The 17,317-nt window shown below is 63.7% G+C and carries 16 protein-coding genes and 1 other RNA gene; 4 read left to right on the plus strand and 13 right to left on the minus strand.

Annotated elements, in window-relative coordinates; all coding sequences use genetic code 11:
- Positions 1-12 precede the first annotated feature (12 nt).
- From QMY55_RS20365 to QMY55_RS20410, 10 genes are all read right to left on the minus strand, one after another.
- Positions 13-1,056 carry a tyrosine recombinase XerC gene (locus QMY55_RS20365; RefSeq protein ID WP_283485929.1) on the minus strand — a complete coding sequence of 348 codons (1,044 nt, stop codon included), beginning with the start codon at positions 1,054-1,056 and terminating at the stop codon, positions 13-15.
- Positions 1,057-1,064: 8 nt separating this feature from the next.
- Complete coding sequence (locus tag QMY55_RS20370) at positions 1,065-1,778, minus strand: DUF484 family protein (RefSeq protein WP_283485930.1); 714 nt, start codon at positions 1,776-1,778, stop codon at positions 1,065-1,067.
- Positions 1,775-2,653, minus strand: a complete 879-nt coding sequence (gene dapF / locus QMY55_RS20375) for a diaminopimelate epimerase (protein WP_283489025.1) — start codon at positions 2,651-2,653, stop codon at positions 1,775-1,777. Before dapF ends, QMY55_RS20370 begins: the two co-directional genes overlap by 4 nt.
- A gap of 91 nt (positions 2,654-2,744) precedes the next feature.
- Entirely contained in the window at positions 2,745-3,290 is a 546-nt protein-coding gene (locus QMY55_RS20380; protein ID WP_283485931.1) for a MarR family winged helix-turn-helix transcriptional regulator, read from the minus strand.
- Positions 3,291-3,370: 80 nt separating this feature from the next.
- Entirely contained in the window at positions 3,371-5,134 is a 1,764-nt protein-coding gene (locus QMY55_RS20385) for an acyl-CoA dehydrogenase family protein (RefSeq protein WP_283485932.1), read from the minus strand.
- Positions 5,135-5,285: 151 nt separating this feature from the next.
- Positions 5,286-6,293 (minus strand): Bug family tripartite tricarboxylate transporter substrate binding protein, encoded by a 1,008-nt coding sequence (locus QMY55_RS20390; protein WP_283485933.1) that lies wholly within the window; start codon positions 6,291-6,293, stop codon positions 5,286-5,288.
- A gap of 98 nt (positions 6,294-6,391) precedes the next feature.
- Positions 6,392-7,384, minus strand: coding sequence for a Bug family tripartite tricarboxylate transporter substrate binding protein (locus QMY55_RS20395; RefSeq protein ID WP_283485934.1), 993 nt, complete (start codon positions 7,382-7,384; stop codon positions 6,392-6,394).
- Between the two features lie 149 nt (positions 7,385-7,533).
- Positions 7,534-8,301, minus strand: coding sequence for an SDR family NAD(P)-dependent oxidoreductase (locus tag QMY55_RS20400; protein WP_283485935.1), 768 nt, complete (start codon positions 8,299-8,301; stop codon positions 7,534-7,536).
- 32 nt (positions 8,302-8,333) lie between these two features.
- Complete coding sequence (locus QMY55_RS20405) at positions 8,334-10,265, minus strand: feruloyl-CoA synthase (RefSeq protein ID WP_283485936.1); 1,932 nt, start codon at positions 10,263-10,265, stop codon at positions 8,334-8,336.
- Between the two features lie 39 nt (positions 10,266-10,304).
- Positions 10,305-11,087, minus strand: coding sequence for a crotonase/enoyl-CoA hydratase family protein (locus tag QMY55_RS20410; RefSeq protein WP_283485937.1), 783 nt, complete (start codon positions 11,085-11,087; stop codon positions 10,305-10,307).
- 158 nt (positions 11,088-11,245) lie between these two features.
- Here QMY55_RS20410 and QMY55_RS20415 point away from each other — a divergent pair, with 158 nt between their 5' ends.
- Both QMY55_RS20415 and QMY55_RS20420 read left to right on the plus strand, forming a co-directional pair.
- Positions 11,246-12,928 carry an MBL fold metallo-hydrolase gene (locus QMY55_RS20415; protein ID WP_283485938.1) on the plus strand — a complete coding sequence of 561 codons (1,683 nt, stop codon included), beginning with the start codon at positions 11,246-11,248 and terminating at the stop codon, positions 12,926-12,928.
- A gap of 45 nt (positions 12,929-12,973) precedes the next feature.
- Positions 12,974-13,741, plus strand: coding sequence for a pseudouridine synthase (locus tag QMY55_RS20420; protein ID WP_283485939.1), 768 nt, complete (start codon positions 12,974-12,976; stop codon positions 13,739-13,741).
- 74 nt (positions 13,742-13,815) lie between these two features.
- Here the strand turns inward: QMY55_RS20420 and rnpB are convergent.
- Positions 13,816-14,153, minus strand: an RNA gene (rnpB, locus tag QMY55_RS20425) — RNase P RNA component class A.
- 21 nt (positions 14,154-14,174) lie between these two features.
- The gene (locus QMY55_RS20430) at positions 14,175-14,987 is read right to left on the minus strand and encodes an AraC family transcriptional regulator (RefSeq protein WP_283485940.1); all 813 of its coding nucleotides are present in this window, start codon (positions 14,985-14,987) and stop codon (positions 14,175-14,177) included.
- A gap of 94 nt (positions 14,988-15,081) precedes the next feature.
- Between QMY55_RS20430 and QMY55_RS20435 the strand changes: the two genes are divergently transcribed.
- Entirely contained in the window at positions 15,082-15,996 is a 915-nt protein-coding gene (locus tag QMY55_RS20435) for a DMT family transporter (RefSeq protein WP_283485941.1), read from the plus strand.
- On the opposite strand, the gene QMY55_RS20440 is transcribed toward QMY55_RS20435, so the two are convergent.
- A complete protein-coding gene (locus QMY55_RS20440) occupies positions 15,983-16,144 on the minus strand; it encodes a hypothetical protein (RefSeq protein ID WP_283485942.1) in 162 nt (53 codons plus the stop codon). The two genes, QMY55_RS20435 and QMY55_RS20440, sit on opposite strands and share 14 nt — an antisense overlap.
- Positions 16,145-16,319: 175 nt before the next feature.
- Here QMY55_RS20440 and cysK point away from each other — a divergent pair, with 175 nt between their 5' ends.
- A complete protein-coding gene (gene cysK / locus QMY55_RS20445; RefSeq protein ID WP_283485943.1) occupies positions 16,320-17,240 on the plus strand; it encodes a cysteine synthase A in 921 nt (306 codons plus the stop codon).
- The last annotated feature ends 77 nt before the right edge of the window (positions 17,241-17,317 follow it).

The raw sequence follows: 17,317 nt of genomic DNA on the forward strand, positions 1-17,317 counted from the left end.
AATCAGGATTATCTAGTCTTCGGTATCGCGCGAAGCAGCAGGCTTGTCTTCGCCTTCCTGCCGCCGTGCACGCGGATGCGCGCTTTCGTAAGCCTGGGCCAGATGCTGAAAGTCCAGCCGGGTATAGATCTGCGTGGTCGTGATGCTGGAATGCCCCAGCAGCTCCTGCACCGCCCGCAAATCGCTGCTGGACTGCAGCATGTGGCTGGCAAACGAGTGGCGCAGCACATGGGGATGCACGCCGGACGCCAGCCCCGCCTGCTGGCCCCGCAGCTTGATGCGGGCCCAGACGGACTGCGTACTCAGCCTCTCCCCCCGGTGCCCGATAAACAGCGCAGGCTCGCCCAGGGCCGCCTGCTGCGCAGCTCCGGCCAGCCCCTGGGTCCGCAACGCCAGCCAGGCATGCAGAGCCTCCAGCGCCTTGCCGCCCACGGGCACGATACGCCGCTTGCTGCCCTTGCCTTGCACATGGGCATCGCCCGCCGCCAGGTCAATCCAGCCACGGCCTTGCTGCTGCGTGCTCTGGTCAGGCTGCACATCCAGCCCCGCCAGCTCGGCCACGCGCAAGCCGCAGCTGTAGAGCAGCTCGGTCATGGCCGCATCCCGCGCCTCTATCCAGGGGTCGGCATCGGCATTGTGAAAGCTGGCCAGTTGCACTGCGTCGTCCACGCCCAGCGCCTTGGGCAGGGGCTTGGCCGCCTTGGGGCCGCGCACACCTTCAACGGGATTGAAAGGCACCAGCTCCTGCTGGGCCGCCCAACGAAAAAAGCTGCGCCAGCCCGAAAGAATCAGTGCAATACCGCGTGGACTGCGGCCAGCGCTGTGCATCTGCGCGGCAAAACGGCGGATATGCGCAGGCTGCAGCGTCAGCAATGGCTGATCTGCCTGCTGTGCAAACTGCTTCAGCTTGAGCAGGTCCAGCGCATACAGCGTATGGGTGCGGTCGGCCAGGCGCTTTTGCACGCGCACATGCTCAAGATAGCGCTGAACCACCTCGGGCAACTGCGCGCATTGCTCCTCGAATGAGAGCTGCTCGCGTTCTTGCGGCAAGCTCATGCGGGTATTCAGCCGTGGGCCAATGTCAACGCAGGCAGGCGCATGCGCGACAGCGAGGCACTGGCCAGCTCGGCAATGCGCGAGAGGAATTCCGTGCCCATGGTCGCGTCAAAGCGGTGGGGATCGGGCGAGCCCAGCACCAGCATGCCAAAGCTGTTGGAAGTGCTGTCCATGGCGCCGTCATGCAGCGTCAGCAGCGCCAACGACTGCACGGCATTGGGGTTGGGCAGCCAGTTGACAGGCTCGAAGCCCATGTTGGGACCACAGAACGGCATGGTCAGCGAAGCGGCAAAGGCCTTGGCGTCATCGCTTACACCCATGGTGTACACGGTGCCCGAATGCGCGCCCGACACATTCCACAGGCGCAGCGCCACCTGGGGCACATCAAACGTATGCTGCAGGCTGGCCGTCAGTGCATGAGGCAGCTCGCGCAGGTCCTGCACCTTGACCAGGGCATGGGTCCACTGGTGAATCTTGCTGGCGATGGCGGCGTTCTCGCTGCCGTGGCGCATCATGTCCATGATGCGATGCTCCAGAGCCTTGATCTTCTCGCGCAGCATCTCGGCCTGACGCTCCTGCAGACTCACGGCGCGCGGACCATGGCCGCTGATCAGGCGCACGCCTGTCAGCAACTCGGCATGACGCTCGAAGAACTCTGGGTTTTGCTGGAGGAAGTCGGCAATCGACTCTTCGGTCAATGCAATATCGGTCAAGCTGTTCATAGCGTCTCGGGTATGTCGATCTGGCCTTCAAAAACAAACTCGGCTGGGCCGGTCATGCGCACACGGTCCTGCGCGCCGCCAGCCCATTCAATGGTCAGCAGGCCACCGCGCGTGTGGACATCCACGCGCGCATCCAGCAGCCCCCAGCCAATGCCCGCCACCACGGCCGCGCAAGCGCCTGTGCCGCAGGCCAGCGTTTCGCCGGCTCCACGCTCATAGACGCGCAGCTTCACCTCTGCGCGGTTGATGATCTGCATGAATCCAGCGTTCACACGCTGCGGAAAACGCACATGGTGTTCGATCAGCGGACCCTGTGCTTCAACCGGCGCCCTGTCCACATCCTCGACCACCTGCACGGCATGGGGGTTGCCCATGGACACTGGCGCTACCCAAACCGTAGCTGGCTGCGCAGACTCATCAAGGGCAAGAGGCCATTTCTGTGCATTTCCCTGCATCTGGGGCTGCAAGCCTTCGGCGATGAAGGGCACCTTGGCCGGGTCCAGCTGGGGGGCCCCCATGTCGACGGTCACGCGGCCATCCGCATGCAGCTCGGGCGCGATCACGCCGGCCAGGGTGTGAACGCGGATCACGCGCTTGTCGGTCAAGCCCTTGTCATGCACATAACGGGCAAAACAGCGCGCGCCATTGCCGCACTGCTCCACCTCTCCGCCGTCGGCGTTATGAATCACATATTCAAAATCCACGCCCTCGGCAGGCGCTGGGCGCACGGTCAGAATCTGGTCGGCTCCCACGCCGAAATGGCGGTTGGCCAGGTAGCGGTACTGGGCGCTGCTCAGGCCCAGTCGGCCCTGTGTTTCGTCAAGCACGACAAAGTCGTTGCCCGCGCCTTGCATCTTGGTAAAGCGAATCTGCATGATGCCAGACATTATCGGCCTATCCCGCCCTGGTCTGCAGCGGGCCAACCCCGCTGTGGCAGAACTGTGCACGACAGATAGCCCCAACTGGTCAGCGATACAGTTTCTGCAACAGGTTCAGCAACTGCTGCTGCTCCTCAACGCTGAGGTGGCTGACTGCCGCGCTCTCGCTGGCCTTGAGCTGAGGCTCGGCCTGATCCACCAGGGCTCGCCCTGCCTCCGTCAGATACAGCCCCATGGCACGCCCGTCACGGGGATGGGGACGGCGCTCCAGAAAGCCGCGCCGCGTCATGACTTCGATCATGCCCACCATATTGGGCGGCAGCACATCGAGCTGCTGGCACAGCTGACGCGAGGTGATGCCGGGGTTGCCCCCCACCAGGGACAGCAGGGAGAACTCTACGATCTTGAGATCAAAGCCCTCCATGCATTTGACAAACACTCCCACCAGGGACAGGGAAGCGCGCCGTGCGTTATAGCCCAGCAGGGATTCCAGAAAACTGGCATTGACCTGATCGACCGCAAACACCTCTGCAGCAGGTGCCGTCTCCTGCTGCCCTGCATCCTTCGGGGCGCGCTTGCCGCGCGCCGGGGTGGCTTTGGTGGTCGACGTTCCGACAGGCTGATGAGCAGGCATTTTTGGCTTCAACTTCAGGAGCAAGAGAGCTTTGTCTTTGCTCAATTCTGCCGGTTTCAGAGGCCTTTGGTCAAAATTCGTCAGGCCGCCGGCGTGAATAGCTGGTTGCCGTGCACGACGGAGGCCTGCGTCCATTGCAACTTCATCAGGCCCAGGCGCCATTCGATCTCCGGCAGTATGCGCTGCTGCAGCTGTTTGAGCGGCCCTTGCCAACGGGCCTGATCCGTACCCTCTGTCGCCGCGATCCGGGCCCAGGCCCAGCCCATCAGCACCACGGCCACGCAGCGCAGATAGTCGTCGGCCACACGCCAGGCCAGGGTGTCATCTTCCTTGCAGGCCTGCGCCAGTACCGTGGTGAAGTAACGCAGTTGCGCGAGGCAGCGCAGCACCTCGGCATCCAGCGTGCGGCCCGCATCCAGGCTTTGGCGCAAGGACAGCAGCCACTGGCCCATGGACTGACCGCCATCGGGCAGCACCTTGCGTATCAGCAGATCTATGGCCTGAATCTCGTTTGTGCCTTCATAAATCATGGCCACGCGCGAATCGCGCACGATCTGCTCCACGCCCCATTCGCGGATATAGCCATGACCGCCAAACACCTGCAGACAGGCACTGGCGCCCTCGAACGCCTGCTGCGTCCAGGCGGCCTTGAGCACGGGCGTGATCAGACTGCACCACTGCTGTGCCTGCTCGCGTGCCCCGGCATCCTCCGCATGGCGGGCCACATCGAGGTAAATACCTGTTTGATAGGCCAGCACGCGCCCGCCATCGATCCAGGCACGCTGCAGATCGAGCGTGCGGGCGATTGTCGGGTGCTCGATGATCAAATCCGCAGCATCCCCCGCTCCCCGCGACGCCGGCACCGCGCCCGGCGCGCGCATCTGGCGGCGCTCCAATGCATAGGCATGGGCCTTCTGCCAGGCCGCGTCCAGCAGGCCCACGCCTTGCAGGGCCACATGCAGGCGCGCGGCATTCATCATCACAAACATGGCATTGAGGCCCGCCCCGGGCTGGCCGATCAGCCAGCCCTGCGCCGCATCAAAGCGCATCACGCAGGTGGGGCTGCCATGCAAACCCATTTTTTCCTCGATGCGCTCGCAGACCACGCGGTTGCGCTCACCGCCCCGCAGCACCTTTGGCACCAGAAACAGCGAAAGCCCCTTGGGTCCGGCGGATGCCCCGGGCAGACGCGCCAGCACCAGATGCACGATGTTTTCGGTCAGATCATGCTCGCCGCCGGAGATGAAAATCTTGCTGCCGCTGATCTCGAAACGCTCGGCCAGCTCTGACTCGCCAACCGGTACAGCCTGCGTGCGCACCAGCCCCAGGTCGCTGCCCGCATGGGCCTCCGTCAGACACATGGTGGCCAGCCATTCGCCACTGGCCACCTTGGACAGATATGCGGCCTTGAGCGCATCGCTGCCATGGTGCTTGAGGCATTCATAAGCACCATGCAACAGCCCAGGCGCCATGGTCCAGCCATGGTTGGCCGCGCTCAACCACTCATAGAGCACGCCTTCCAGCACCCAGGGCAGGCCCTGGCCGCCGTCTTCCTCGGCACAGGCCAGCGCAGGCCAGCCCGCCTGCCAGAAGTCCTGATAGGCCTGTGCAAAACCCGGCGGTGTGGTGACCTTGCCCGCGGCAAACTGCACGCCCACCTCGTCGCCTTCGCGCGACAACGGGGCTACCACCTCGCCCACCCACTTGCCGGCCTCTTCCAGCACCTGCTGCATCAAGGCTTTGTCGGTAGCTGCATGCGCCGGTAAACGCTGCAACTGCTCATCGGCCTTGAGTACATCGAAAAGAAGAAACGCGTTATCGGCGCTGGCGGGCAAATAGGACATACATAACCGGCTGCGACGCAGCAAATGAAAATCTCTGAATAGCGCTCCCATGCGCGCCGAGCGCGGCCCATGCCAGAGATGCCAAGCAAGGGCCGCCCCGCCGCGAGGGCATCGTCCCCCTCGGGGGGAAGCGGCGTAGCCGCTCAGGGGGTCAGGTATCCGCAGTAAAGCCGATCTGCTTGACCAGCGGACCCCAGCGCTCGAACTCGGCCTGCTGCGATCGGGCCATTTCCTCGGGTGTGGAGCTGGTGGCAATCAGGCCCACCACGCCCACGCTTTCCTTGAGCGCATCGCTCTTGAGTGCCGCCACAATCGCTGCATGGGCGCGCTGGCGCACATCGGCAGGCGTCTTGGCATTGGCGTAGAAACCAAACCACTCTTCGGCCGTCAGATCGCTGAAACCCTGCTCGGCAAAAGTGGGCACATTGGGCAGATAGGGGTTGCGCTTCGGGCCGCTGGTGGCCAGCACACGCAGCTTGCCGGCCTTGTAATAGCTGAGAAAGTCTCCGCTGGGGCCCATGACGGCTGCAATTTGGCCGCCCGCCAGATCGGACACCGCTGGCGCCGTGCCACGATACGGCACATGGCTGAGCTTGATGCCAGAGCGCAGGCTGAGCAGCGAGCCAATCAGATGCGGCTGGGTGCCGGCACCGGGGCTGCCAAAGCTGGCCTTGTCGGGGTTGTTCTTGCACCAGGCCAGAAAGTCCTTGAGCGTCTTGACCTCGGCAGGCACGGCAGGGCCGACGGCCAAGCCGTGGTGCATGATGGCGCCAATCGAAATCGGCTCGAAATCCTTGGCCTGATAGGTCAGCTTGCTATAGATATGGGGATAGATGGAGAAAGCCGAGACCTGGGACAGAACGATGACCGAACCGTCACCCGCGGAGTTGCGCAGGTTCTCCAGCGCGATGCGGCCGCCTGCGCCGGGCTTGTTTTCCACCACGCCCATGTTCTTGCTGTAGCTGGTGCCGCCAATCTTCTCTGCCACGCGGCGCGCCACCGAATCACCGGCACTGCCTGCCGGGAAGCCGTACAGAATGCGCACCTGCTCCAGCGGCCCGCTGCCCTGTGCGTAAGCACTGCGGGCAGCCATGCCACCGATTGCGGCCAGCGCCGCACCTGCGCCCAGACTTTTGACGAAATTACGACGATCTTGCATGTTTGTCTCCTCTAGATTCTTGCTTGTATGCAGGCTGTGACCTGTCTTGAAATTATCAGCCCCAGGTCATCAGGCGAAGGGCTGAAATGCACGCCAGTTCAGGAGTCGCCGGTAAAGCCAATCTGCTTGACCAGCGCCCCCCAGCGTTCGAACTCTGCCTGCTGGGAACGCGCCATTTCCTCCGGCGTGGAGCTGGTGGCAATCAACCCGACCACGCCCAGACTCTCCTTGAGTGCATCGCTCTTGAGTGCTGCCACAATCGCTGCATGGGCGCGCTGGCGCACATCGGCGGGCGTCTTGGCATTGGCATAGAAGCCAAACCATTCCTCGGCCGTCAGATCGCCAAAGCCCTGTTCGGCAAACGTAGGCACATTGGGCAGGTAGGGGTTGCGCTGCGGGCCGCTGGTGGCCAGCACGCGCAGCTTCCCGGCCTTGTGATAGCTCAGATAGTCGCCGCAGGGGCCCATGATGGCCGCAATCTGGCCGCCAGCCACATCCGAAACGCCGGGCGCCATGCCGCGATAAGGCGCATGACTGAGCTTGACGCCCGAGCGCAGGCCCAACAACGCGCCCAGCAGATGGGGCTGACTGCCTGCGCCAGGGCTGCCGAAGCTGGCCTTGTCAGGGTTGTTCTTGCACCAGGCCAGGAAGTCCTTGAGCGTCTTGACCTCGGCAGGCACGGCCGGGCCGACGGCCAGGCCGTGGTGCATGATGGCCCCGATCGAGATCGGCTCGAAGTCCCTGGCCTGATAGCTGAGCTTGCTATAGATATGGGGATAGATGGAAAAAGCCGAGACCTGCGAGAGCGCGATCACCGAGCCATCACCGACAGCATTGCGCAGGTTCTCCAGTGCAATGCGCCCGCCGGCACCGGGCTTGTTTTCCACCACGCCCATGTTCTTGCTGTAGCCGCTGCCCCCGATCTTTTCGGCCACGCGACGGGCCACCGAGTCACCGGCGCTGCCTGCCGGGAAGCCGTACAAAATGCGCACCTGCTCCAGCGGACCACTGCCCTGCGCATAGGCGCTACCGAAAGCGGCCAGCACAGCGCCAGCACCCAGGCCTTTGACGAAATTGCGACGACCTTGCATGACTTGTCTCCTGTTAGAAATACCAACTCTTAGGCTCAATCACTGAAAAACAGCCACAGCCCGTCAGAGGGACAGCGAGCAAGCGCCGCCGCGCAGCGAGGCTGTCGTCCCCGGAGGGGTAAGGCGCGCAGCGCCTCAGGGGAAAGCAATCATCGCGGCGCCATGCGCAGCGCGCCATCCAGGCGAATCACCTCGCCGTTGAGGTGATCGTTGTGCACGATATGCACGGCCAAATCTGCAAACTCCGAAGGCTTGCCCAGACGCGACGGGAAGGGAATGGACGCTGCAAGCGACTGCTGCACGGGCTCGGGCAGTTCCTGCATCAGCGGCGTGGCAAACAGACCCGGCGCCACCGTGCAGACGCGGATGCCATGCTGGGCCAGATCGCGCGCCATGGGCAGCGTCATGCCCACCAAACCGCCCTTGGATGCGCTATAGGCCTGCTGCCCCACCTGGCCATCAAAAGCAGCCACCGAGGCAGTGTAGAGAATCACGCCGCGCGCCCCATCCTCCAGCGCATCCAGCCTGGCGCAGCGCGCGGCAAACAGCCGCGTCATGTTGTAGCTGCCGATAAGGTTGACACGGATCACGCGCTCAAAATCCTCCAGCGGCGCGGGCTCGCCATCGCGGCCTATCACGCGCTTGGCCGTACCGATACCAGCCACATTCATCAGGATGCGTGCATCCTGCCCCCAGTGGGCCTTGATCTGGTCCAGCGCTGCCGTCACGCTGGCCGCGTCACAGATATCGCACTCCAGGGCCAGACCGTTGATGTCCGCCGCCACCGCCCTGGCCTTGTCGATCTGGCGGTCCAGCACCGCAACCCTGGCCCCTGCAGCCGCCAGCGCACGCGCCGTGGCTTCTCCAAGGCCGGATGCGCCGCCCGTGACAATGGCAATCTGTTCCCGAACTTGCATTTCGCTATCCTTTTAAAATCTGTTTGCGCTTATCAGTGTTGGGCTTGAGGCTGATTTGGCTTCAAGATAAAGGGCAAGGTCCCGGCATACAGCCCCTCCACCACATCGGCGCGATGCTGCAAGACCGCGCGCTGATTGATGGAACCCTTGTCCGTCACCTCGCCCAGATCCAGCGAGGGGGCACGCGTCGATGCCACGGCCCTGGCAATACGGGTGGCGCTGCCGGTGGCGCTTTGCGCCAGCCGATCGAACACGGCCCGCAGATGCTGCTGCACGGGAGCACTGTGCATGATCTGCTCCAGCGTCGCCTCCGCTCCCAGGCCGCTGAGGGCCGCGCAGGCAGGCGTGCCGAAAACAATGGCCCCGACTTCCTTGCGATCCAGCCCTGTCAGCACCACATCCTGGATATAGGGAGCACCGGCATGAATGATCCTGGCGCGCAGCGGCCCCACATTGACAAAGGTGCCGGTGGCCAGCTTGAAGTCCTCGGCAATGCGGCCATCGAAGCGCAGGCCCTGGTTGCGGTCCTGCGGGTCGCGCCACTGCACGGCGTCGCCGGTGCGGAAAAAGCCTTGCTCGTCGAAAGCCTCGGCAGTGGCCTCGGGCGCACGCCAGTAGCCGGGCGTGACATTGGGGCCGCGGTAGCGCACTTCCAGCTTGCCGTCGACTGGCGCCAGCCTCAGCTCCAGCCCCGGCACGGGCACGCCCAGGTCGCCGGAGCGCACATCGGGCCGGTTGATGAACAGCGCCGAAGGCGATGACTCCGTCATGCCCAGGCCCGTGCCCATCACGATGCGTTCGCCGCATTCGCTTTCCTGCGCACGGTGCAGGCTGTCCCACACGGGCTGCGCCAGCGATGCCCCGGCATAGAAGAACATCTTCACGCGCCTGAGCAGGCTGGCGCGCAACTGAGCATCTTCCTCCATGGCGCGGGCAATGTATTCAAAGCCCGTGGGCACGTTGAAGTACACGGTGGGCGATATCTCGCGCAGGTTGCGCAGCGTCTCGCCTATGCCTGCCGCCGTGGGCTTGCCTTCGTCGATGAAGACCGTGCCGCCGTGGTACAGCGCGAGACCTATGTTCTTGTTGCCGCCGAAAGTGTGATTCCAGGGCAACCAGTCCACCAGCACGGGCGGGCCCTTGACCATATCGGGCATGGTCTGGGCAATCTGCTGCTGGTTGGCGCACCACATGCGGTGGGTGTTGATCACGGCCTTGGGCAGCTTGGTCGAGCCCGAGGTGAACAGAAACTTGGTGATCGTGTCCGGTCCCGTGGCCCGCATGGCCGCATCCACGGCGGGCGTGGGCGGTGTTGCCAGCAGGTCGGCAAACTGGGTATGCGGCGCAGCCCCTGCCGTGCTGTTGCGGTAGACCACTTCACACCCGGCGGGCAATACGGTGGACAGTACGGCACGCACGGCCTTGTCATAGCGCGCGGCATCGCTAGCAAAGATCAGGCCGGGCGTGAGCGTATCGACCACATGGCGCAGCTTGGCGTAATCGGTGCTGACCAGCGAATACGGCACAGAGACCGAACAGTAGGGCACACCCGCGTAGAGACAGCCCATGGCCAGCATGGCGTGGTCCAGGTCGTTTTCGCTGAGGATGACAACGGGGCGCTCGGCCGAAAGCCCGCGCTCCACCAGCGCCTGGCCGATGCTGCGCGCAGCTGCCAGTGCCTGCGCATAGCTGATGTGCTGCCAGTCGCCCGTGCGGCCGTCGGCCAGACGCTCGCGCTGGGCGATGAAGCTGTGCTCCGGCGTGGTCTGCGCCCAGTGCAGCAGCCGGTCCGTCATGCGCAGTGCATGGGGCTGCAGATCCTGCTCGGAGCGGATGTAGCAGCCCCCGTCATCGCTCTCGCGCACCTGTATGCTGCGCACGCCAAATTCCAGCTCGCGGTACCGGGGCTTGCTGCCCTCTTCGACCTGGCTGGCGGCCTGCACGGCCGTGTCTGTCTCCTGCATGGTCTTGTCTCCACCTCGTGATTGTTGAAGAGGCCTGGTTCAGTCTTTGCTGACCTTGGCGGCACGCCCTTCGAGAAATTCCTGCAGCCTGAACTTGGCCTCCGGCGCGCTCTGGGCAATTGCAGCCATCAGCGCCTCGGTCATCAGCCCCTGGTCCGAAGGCTGCTCGGCAATCCGGGGTAGCGCATGCATGAGTGCGTAATTGGTCATGGGCGCGTTCTCGGCAATGCGCAGCGCCAGCTCCACGGCCTTGTCCAGCGCCTGGCCTTCGGGCACCAGGTATTGCGACAGGCCAATGCGCTCGCCCTCTTCTGCCTTGTACACACGGCCCGTGAACATCATGTCGGCCATGCGCGCCGCGCCGATCAGGCGCGGAATGCGCACCGAACCGCCGCCGCCCACGAAGATGCCGCGCGAGCCCTCGGGCAGTGCATAGAAAGTGGTGCTGTCGGCCACGCGGATATGGCAGGCACTGGCCAGCTCCAGCCCGCCGCCCACCACCGCGCCATGCAGGGCCGCCACCACGGGTACGGCGCCAAACTGCACCTGGCGCAGCGCCTCATGCCACATGCGCGAATGCAGCACGCCCTGGGCTGCGTCGCGTTCGCTGAGTTCGCTCAGGTCCAGGCCCGCGCAGAAATGCGGGCCATCGCCATCGACCACGGCCGCGCGCACGCTGGTCGGCAGATTCATGAAAACATCGCGCAGACCCAGCACCAATCCATCGGACAAGGCATTGCGCTTAGCGGCACGCATCAGGCGGATCACCGCGACCTGCTGGGCGTCGCCGCGAAATTCAACTGCAATTTCTTTATGAGTCATAACCAATCCTTTGCTCAATTATTGTTATTTCAAATAACTAAAATCAAGCAAGCAAAAGCGGTTTGCGCTCAGTGCTTTCCCCAGTCTTTGCAGCATCAAGACCGCGCAAACACAAGCGGGACATGGATTTGCACAGCCAAGTTCGCATAATGCAGGCCATGATTCCACGCCCCAGCCAGCTTCTGAACCCGCAGCGCGAGCCCGCTGCCACGCGCGATGCCTCCACCATCTTGCTGCTGCGCGACTGCGCGGACGGCCAAGGCTATGAGGTGCTGATGACGCGGCGTGCCGACCAGGGCAACTTTGCCAACGCCTATGTTTTTCCCGGCGGCGGCCTGGAGGCTCAGGATTCCGCCCCCGCCAACCACGCCCTGGCCCGTGTGCGCCAGGGCATGCTCGACGCTGGCGGCGAGCCCCGCATCACCCAGGCCCTGGCAGGCATTCGCGAGACCTTTGAAGAGCTGGGCATTTTGCTGGCCTATGACGAGACGGGTCGGCCCGTCACGCACGAACAGGTGCAGCAGCTCGATCGCAAAGCCTCTCTGTACGAGCAATGCCGCGCCCGTGGCTGGACACTGGCCGTAGACCAACTCTGGTATCTGGCGCACTGGACGGCCGCACGTGACCTGCCCAAGCGCTTCAACGTACCGTTTTTTGTGGCACGCATGCCCGAGGGCCAGACCCCTGAGGCCGACGAGACCGAACAGTTCGAGCCCACCTGGATTCGCCCGCAGGAGGCACTGCAACGCTTTGCGGAAAAAAGCCTGGCTCTAGTCTTCCCCACCGAGCGCACGCTGCAGCGCATGGCCGGCTTTGCCAATACCCAGGCGGTGCTTGATGCGCTGCAAGGCGAAAAGCGCCTCTGGCACAGCTGCCCGCGCACCGGCTATCTCAAGGGGCAGGACACACGCCATATGGAAACCGATATGGCCTATGGCGAGCTGGAAATGGTTCATCCCGACGGCCAGGCAGGCCACCATCTGGACTGGCAGTTCGAAAAAGCCGTGCCGCTGCGCAAAAACCTGATGCGCCTGACCGCCCCCAACCCCGGCGTGATGACCGGCCCCGGCACCAACAGCTATCTAATCGGCGATGCCAGCAGCGGCTATATCGTCATCGACCCGGGCCCCAATGAGCCCGAACACCTGCAGCGCCTGCATGCGGCAGCGGGCGGCGATATCCGTTTCATCGTCTGCACCCACTCCCACCCCGACCACTCGCCGGGCGCCGCACCGCTGCAGGCCCTGGTCGTGCAGTCCGGCCATGCCAGGCCGCCCATCATGGGCCTGCCTTCCGCCCCCACTGCCCGGGCCAACAGCCGCTTCAAGCCCGAGGTGACGCTACAGGATGGAGAGCGCATCACGCTGACAGGACAAGGGCCAGAGGGCGAAATCACACATACGCTGCAAGCCATATTCACGCCCGGCCATGCGGCCAACCATCTGTGCTTTCTGCTCGAAGAGGATGCGCTGCTGTTCAGCGGCGACCATATCCTCAACGGCAGCACCACGGTCATCAGCCCGCCCGACGGCAACATGATCGACTACCTGGACTCGCTGGACAGGCTCACCGAGCTCTGCACCGAGCATGGCGTGGGCTATATCCTGCCGGCCCATGGCTATGTGCTGGGCTTTGCCCGCCAGCAGATTGCCAAGCTCAAGAACCACCGCCTGGCGCGCGAAGCCAAGGTCCATGCCGCCATGCGCAGCAAACCCGACGGCAAGATTCAGGACTGGGTGGCCATCGCCTATGCCGATACGCCACCCGCGCTGTGGCCCGTGGCCGAGCGCTCGCTGCTGGCCCATGTAGAGCGCATTCAAAAGCTCTGCCTGGGCCGCTAGACCTGTGGACAACTAGGACATGGCAGGCGCATTAAGCTCTCGCCCATGTCTGAATCACAGCCCGAACAAGAAGGCATTCGCCTGGCCAAGCGCCTGGCGATGCAGGAACAATGCTCACGCCGCGAGGCCGAGCTGCATATCGAAGCGGGCAACGTCCAGGTCGACGGCAAGGTCGTGCAGGTGCCCGAGACCCGCGTCAGCCCCGACCAGGTCGTGACCCTGCGCAAGGGTGCCAAGCCCGAAGCCATCCCGCCCGTCACCATCCTCATGAACAAGCCTGCCGGCATGACCCAGGGTCCTGCCTACGGCCGCGTGCGCAGCGCCCATTCGCTGCTGGGTGAGACCACCAAGGCCCAGCTGGACACGCCTATGCCGCAACTGGTGCTGGACCATCACTTCAGGAATCTGGAGTCGTTCCTGACGATTCCCCTGCCCGCCAGCGGCCTCATCGTCTATACCCAGGACAAGCGTGTGGCGCGCAAGCTGGCCGAAGAGGGCATGTGGCTGGAGCAGGAAATCATCGTCGGCGTGGAAGGCCAGATCGTCGAGGACGGCCTGGAAATCCTCTACGAAGGTTTGCCCATTCCCGGTGGCAACGGCCACCGCCGCATGCCGCCCTGCCATGTGAGCTGGCAAAACGAAGGTCATCTGCGCTTTGCCCTCAAGGGCATTGCACCCGAGGAGATCGAGCGCATGTGCGCAGCCATCGGCCTCACGGTCACCAGCATGCGCCGCCTGCGCATAGGCCGCGTCTCGCTGGCCAAGGTGCCCGAGGGCCAGTGGCGCTATCTGATGCCCTGGGAACGGTTCTAAACCTTTAGGACTATCAAAAAAAGAGCTGCCAGCGCTTGATAAATAAGCAATGGCAGCTCTTTTTCATGGAATAAGTGTGAAGTGCGCCGATAAGCCGGATTCTGTGCACAGCGGTTGCCCGCTGCGTGACCGCCATTAATCTTGGCCGCCAGTCGCCTGACGGCTCGGTGCTACCTACCCGCACACTCCGGGGGCCCCGTCAACGTGTGCCTACTTGGTATTGCTGCGCGTAGAGATTGCCCGTTTCACCCCCGGTGGTTTGTCTTGCGACACTCCCCCGGGACTCGTCTCTGTTGCTCTGATCCTCACCTCACGGTGGACAGCCGTTAGCTGCTACGCCGCCCTATGCAGTCCGGACGTTCCTCCAGTACGGCCTTTCGGCACTTGTACCAGCGGCGGTCTGGCGCACTTCACGGCGCGCATTATCCCGCGTTCACAAAGAGCTTGCACAGAACTCGCGCCGAAACTGTTCGGGCGGCAGGCCTGATTCGCGCTGAAACATGGCGATAAAGGCCGACGGCGTGCTGTAACCCAGGTCATAGGCAATGCGCTGCACGGTGTGACCTGCCTCCAGCGCGTCGATGGCACGCAGATAGCGCATGCGCTGGCGCCACTCGCCCAGGCTCATGCCCAGCTCGGCCTGACAGTGGCGGGCCAGCGTGCGCTCCGTCATGTGCACGGTACTGGCCCATTCGCTGAGGCTGCGATGGTCATCGGGCATGGCCTGCATGGCGTCCAGCACCTTGACCAGCGCCGGGTGCTGGGCCACGGGCAGAAAGCTCAGCTCCAGCGGCGTGGCGCATAGCTGGTCATGCACGACCTGGGCCAGCCGCAGGTCCGCAGCCGTGCTGGGCACCTGCACGCCGCGGGAGCCAAAGTCCAGCAATATGGCCTTGACGATGCCGCCAATGGGCATGCAGCCCGCCACCGTCGGCAATTGCCGGCACAGCTCGGGTGCCAGATAGACGGAGCGGTATTGCACCGCATGCTTGAGGTAGCAGCTATGGACCAGCCCCGGCGGAATCCACACCCCGTGCTGGGGCGGGCAAAGAATATGGCCGGTGGGCACATCCATGTTCAGACTGCCATGCGAGGCGTAGTTCAGATGCCCCCAGCGGTGGCTATGCGGCGGCGCCTCGCTGTGCGCCCCCAGCTCGTCGTAGCGAAAGTAATAGCTGCCCTGGACTTTCTCGGTATCCAGAATGGCCATGGGCTGACGTTGGGCAGAGAGAGGGCTGGCAATCATGGCTTTCGTCCGGCTTGCGCTATCAGATGTCTGAAATCAGGAACACACTTCAAAAGTGTCAGACGCATGATAGATCCAGTCTAGGAGATTCATCATGGGTTCTTATTTACTGCCACTGGGCGCGGTGCTGATCTGGTCGGTCAACACCGTGGTCAGCAAACTGGCCGCCGACAGCATCAGCGCCGCCGAAATCGGCTTTTTCCGCTGGGCGGTGGCTGCCATTCTGTTCACGCCCTTTGTGCTGCCCGGCCTCTGGCGCCAGCGCGCTGCCATCAAGCCACTGCTGGGCCGCATCGCGGTGCTGGGCGTGCTGGGCATGGTGGCTTACCAGAGCCTGGCCTACTACGCGGCCCACTACACCACGGCCACGCATATGGGCATCATCGGCTCGCTCACGCCCATGATGGTGCTGGCCCTGGCCGTGTTTCTGCTGGGCCAGCCGCTGACGCGCGGCGGGGTCTGGGGCTCGCTGCTGGCCATTCTGGGCGTGGCCCTGGTCGTCTCTTCCGGTCAACTGGGAAAACTGGCGTCCGAGGGCCTGAACCTGGGCGACGCCATGATGCTGCTGGCCATGCTGGCCTATGCCATCTACAACATCCTGCTCAAGCGCTGGCCCATGCCGGCGCTCAAGACCGTGCAGCTGCTGTATCTGCAGATCCTGGTGGCGGTGGTGGTGCAGTTTCCGCTGTATCTGCTCTCGCCCAAGACGGGGCTGAACACCGGCAACCTTAGCCTGGTGGCCTATGCCGGCATCATGGCTTCGATTGCCGCGCCCATGTTGTGGATGAAAGCGGTGCAGGTGCTGGGCCCGGGCCGCTCCAGCATGTTCTTCAATCTGATTCCGGTATTCACCGCCCTGGTGGCCTTCGCCTGGCTGGGCGAGCCACTGGCGCTTTATCACCTGAGCGGCGGCGTGATGACGATTGCCGGCCTGCTGCTGGCCGAGCTGTGGAAGACACCGCTGCGCAAACCGGCCAGCCCTGTCCCCTGCTCCACTACAGCAGGTTGATGATGGAGTAGCTCATCAGCGACAGCAGCACAACCACGGCCACCAGCATGACCCAGGGGCCCCAGCGCCGCTCTCGCGCGGAAAAGCCCACCAGCAAGGTGGTGCAGCTGGCCGCCAGCAAAACCAAGGTTGTGTTGAAAGACAGCATGGCAATCCCTCCTGAAAATATCCAGACTCCATTGTTCCCCCGTGAAGCAGATCGTGGGGCCCAGTCTGGCCCGGACTTGATCTGAGGCAAGAATATTCATATTCCGGGTAGGCAGATCAACTGCGCCACAATGTGCATGTTGGGGGTTCCCCTTTGTCCACACCTTGGAGGCTTCATGAAGTTCGACAACGTTCTGCAAACCATCGGCAACACGCCCGTCATTCACATCAATCGCCTGTTTGGTGACAACACCCAGGTGTGGATCAAGTCCGAACGCAGCAACCCCGGTGGCTCCATCAAAGATCGCATTGCGCTGGCCATGGTGGAGGATGCCGAAAAGTCCGGCGCCCTGAAGCCCGGCGGCACCATCATCGAGCCCACCAGCGGCAACACCGGTGTGGGCCTGGCCCTGGTCGCGGCCGTCAAGGGCTACAAGCTGATTCTGGTCATGCCCGAAAGCATGAGCATCGAGCGCCGCCGTCTGATGCTGGCCTATGGCGCCTCGTTCGACCTGACGCCCAAGGAAAAAGGCATGAAGGGCGCCATCGCCCGCGCCCAGGAGCTGGCCGAGCAGACGCCCGGCGCCTGGATTCCCCAGCAGTTCGAAAACCCTGCCAACGTCGCCGTGCATGCTGCCACCACGGCGCAGGAAATCCTGGCCGATTTCCCGGAAGGCCTCGACGCCTTCATCACCGGCGTGGGCACGGGCGGTCACCTCTCGGGCGTGGCCAAGGTGCTCAAGGCCAAATTCCCCAAGCTCAAGGTCTATGCGGTGGAGCCCAGCCTGTCGCCCGTGATCTCCGGCGGTGCCCCCGCTCCTCACCCCATCCAGGGCATTGGCGCCGGCTTTATCCCCAAGAATCTGGACACCAGCCTGCTGGACGGCGTGATCCAGGTCGAGGCCGAACCCGCCCGCGAATATGCACGCCGCATGGCGCGTGAAGAAGGCCTGCTGGTCGGCATTTCCTCCGGCGCCACGCTGGCGGCCATTGCGCAAAAGCTGCCCGAGCTGCCCGCCGGGGCCAAGGTGCTGGGCTTTGCCTATGACACGGGCGAGCGTTATCTGTCCGTCGAAGGCTTTCTGCCCAACGCCTGATCGCACGAGCCCCCGATAAAAAACGCCGCAGGACATGCGGCGTTTTTTTCATTCAAATCAGGCTCAAACCCAGTGTC

This window comes from Comamonas resistens, from assembly GCF_030064165.1.
Taxonomy (GTDB): Bacteria; Pseudomonadota; Gammaproteobacteria; order Burkholderiales; family Burkholderiaceae_C; genus Comamonas; species Comamonas resistens.

What these genes read in the sequence shown, in the direction of transcription:
- QMY55_RS20365 (WP_283485929.1), bottom strand. Translation starts at nt 1,056, where the DNA reads ATGAGCTTGCCGCAAGAACGCGAGCAGCTCTCATTCGAGGAGCAATGC.
- QMY55_RS20370 (WP_283485930.1), bottom strand. Translation starts at nt 1,778, where the DNA reads ATGAACAGCTTGACCGATATTGCATTGACCGAAGAGTCGATTGCCGAC.
- dapF (WP_283489025.1), bottom strand. Translation starts at nt 2,653, where the DNA reads ATGCAGATTCGCTTTACCAAGATGCAAGGCGCGGGCAACGACTTTGTC.
- QMY55_RS20380 (WP_283485931.1), bottom strand. Translation starts at nt 3,290, where the DNA reads ATGCCTGCTCATCAGCCTGTCGGAACGTCGACCACCAAAGCCACCCCG.
- QMY55_RS20385 (WP_283485932.1), bottom strand. Translation starts at nt 5,134, where the DNA reads ATGTCCTATTTGCCCGCCAGCGCCGATAACGCGTTTCTTCTTTTCGAT.
- QMY55_RS20390 (WP_283485933.1), bottom strand. Translation starts at nt 6,293, where the DNA reads ATGCAAGATCGTCGTAATTTCGTCAAAAGTCTGGGCGCAGGTGCGGCG.
- QMY55_RS20395 (WP_283485934.1), bottom strand. Translation starts at nt 7,384, where the DNA reads ATGCAAGGTCGTCGCAATTTCGTCAAAGGCCTGGGTGCTGGCGCTGTG.
- QMY55_RS20400 (WP_283485935.1), bottom strand. Translation starts at nt 8,301, where the DNA reads ATGCAAGTTCGGGAACAGATTGCCATTGTCACGGGCGGCGCATCCGGC.
- QMY55_RS20405 (WP_283485936.1), bottom strand. Translation starts at nt 10,265, where the DNA reads ATGCAGGAGACAGACACGGCCGTGCAGGCCGCCAGCCAGGTCGAAGAG.
- QMY55_RS20410 (WP_283485937.1), bottom strand. Translation starts at nt 11,087, where the DNA reads ATGACTCATAAAGAAATTGCAGTTGAATTTCGCGGCGACGCCCAGCAG.
- QMY55_RS20415 (WP_283485938.1), top strand. Translation starts at nt 11,246, where the DNA reads ATGATTCCACGCCCCAGCCAGCTTCTGAACCCGCAGCGCGAGCCCGCT.
- QMY55_RS20420 (WP_283485939.1), top strand. Translation starts at nt 12,974, where the DNA reads ATGTCTGAATCACAGCCCGAACAAGAAGGCATTCGCCTGGCCAAGCGC.
- QMY55_RS20430 (WP_283485940.1), bottom strand. Translation starts at nt 14,987, where the DNA reads ATGATTGCCAGCCCTCTCTCTGCCCAACGTCAGCCCATGGCCATTCTG.
- QMY55_RS20435 (WP_283485941.1), top strand. Translation starts at nt 15,082, where the DNA reads ATGGGTTCTTATTTACTGCCACTGGGCGCGGTGCTGATCTGGTCGGTC.
- QMY55_RS20440 (WP_283485942.1), bottom strand. Translation starts at nt 16,144, where the DNA reads ATGCTGTCTTTCAACACAACCTTGGTTTTGCTGGCGGCCAGCTGCACC.
- cysK (WP_283485943.1), top strand. Translation starts at nt 16,320, where the DNA reads ATGAAGTTCGACAACGTTCTGCAAACCATCGGCAACACGCCCGTCATT.